We start from the raw sequence: 1,567 nt of genomic DNA, 5'->3' as shown, positions 1-1,567 counted from the left end.
GATTTCGGACGGTGGCCAGGAGGAACCGGTAACGCAGACGCCCCCCGCGCCGTGCTCTCCGGCCCCCTTTGGCTCCACCCCGTCGGGGGGGGCGCACCTCGGGTGCGTCGCCCACGTTGCTCCCGGTGATGCCATAGGCACCGGGAGGTGACCCGGATGACCAGTCCGTCGACAGTGGACACGAGGCACGCCGGTGGTGACGGCGACGACCTGACCGCCGTGCATCGTTACGACGAGCGGTGGCGCTGCGTCGACTGTCGCGACGAATGGCCGTGCCCGGTGATCCGGCGCCGCCTGCTGGTGCTCTACCGGCGGGAACCGGCCAAGCTGCGCGTCTACCTGCGCCACTTCCGCGACCGGGCGGCGGTCCAACTGCCCGAACTGCCGAGCCGGCAGCTCGACGCCCGCTTCTTCGGCTGGGCCCCCGACCCGAACCCCGCTCGACGGCGACGACCGACCTGACGGCTCGGAAGCTCAGTGCACCGGGTACGTGTCCAGCAGCCCGCACATGCCCTGGCGCCCGTGTTCGCGCGGCTCGGCGAACTCGTACACGGCCGCGTCGGCCAGGTGCGGCGCCTCCCCTCGGGCGAGCGCGTCCAACTGCCGGCCGGTCTGCTCGGCCGCCCGCAACGCACCGTCGCGCCAGCGCCCCCGCCAGGCGTCGAGCTGCGGCTGGACCAGCCGGATCGCGGCGGCGTGGAACTCCCGCAACGGCCCCGGGTCACCGGCGGTCAGGCTGTCGCGCAGCCGCTCGAAGCCGCGCACCGCGAGGTCACGTCGGGCGTACGCGGCCGCCGGGTCGCCGCCCGGTGCACCTCCACCGGGCAGGGCCACGGCGGCGGCGTACCCGGCCGGGTCGGCGAGCACCTCCGGGGGCAGGGTCAGTACGGCGTCCCCGGCCTCCGGCAGCCCGCTGTTCTGCATGAGTACGACGATCTCCAGCCCGCCGTGGTTGACCAGGCGGTGGATCGTCCCCGGGGCGAACCAGACCACCGCGCCGGGGTGCAGCGGCGTCTCGGCGTACCCGCTCAGGGTCAGGGTCTGCACCAGGCCCGTGCCGGCCGCCACCACGTACGCCTCGGCGCAGCACAGGTGCAGGTGCGGTGTGCCGCCGACGGCACCGTCCGGCGCGACGGTGTCGTAGACGCACAGCCGGGAGACACCGACTCCACCGGGCAGGGGCAGGGGAAACGGGGTGGACTGGCCGTTCATGGTGGACCACCGTTCATGGGAAAGGGTTTTCCTGCGGCTCGTCTGACGCTAGTCTCCGGCGTTGACGACCGTCAACGCGTACGCGTAGCGGGGTCGGTCGGAGACGGAGGCCGCCGATGACCACACTCGCCGACGTCGCCCGGCTGGCCGGGGTGTCCCCGGCGACCGTGTCCCGGATCGTCAGCCGCAGTTCCCGTCGGGTCGCGCCCGAGTTGCGGGAGCGGGTGTTGGCGGCGGTCGAGGAACTCCAGTACGTCCCCAACGCGCACGCCCAACTACTCGCCCGCAACCACCGCTCCGCCGTCGGCGTCATCGTCCACGACGTCTCCGACCCCTACTTCGCCGAAATCACCCG

3 protein-coding genes are annotated in these 1,567 nt (G+C 73.1%); 2 read left to right on the top strand and 1 reads right to left on the bottom strand.

Going from position 1 to position 1,567, the window contains the following annotated elements; all coding sequences use genetic code 11:
• Nucleotides 1–156 precede the first annotated feature (156 nt).
• Nucleotides 157–462: a hypothetical protein gene (locus ACZ6QQ_RS11455; RefSeq protein WP_465875880.1), complete on the top strand. Its 306-nt coding sequence runs from the start codon at nucleotides 157–159 to the stop codon at nucleotides 460–462.
• Between the two features lie 12 nt (nucleotides 463–474).
• Here ACZ6QQ_RS11455 and ACZ6QQ_RS11450 read toward each other — a convergent pair whose 3' ends face one another.
• Entirely contained in the window at nucleotides 475–1,212 is a 738-nt protein-coding gene (locus ACZ6QQ_RS11450; RefSeq protein ID WP_465875879.1) for a cupin domain-containing protein, read from the bottom strand.
• A 116-nt stretch (nucleotides 1,213–1,328) separates the two neighbouring features.
• On the opposite strand from ACZ6QQ_RS11450, the gene ACZ6QQ_RS11445 reads away from it, so the two are divergent.
• Nucleotides 1,329–1,567: LacI family DNA-binding transcriptional regulator (locus tag ACZ6QQ_RS11445; RefSeq protein WP_465875878.1), on the top strand; the 239-nt coding region annotated here is incomplete at its 3' end.

It is taken from the genome of Micromonospora sp. NPDC049529 (assembly GCF_055586685.1).
This window is presented reverse-complemented; position numbering and strand designations above follow the sequence as displayed.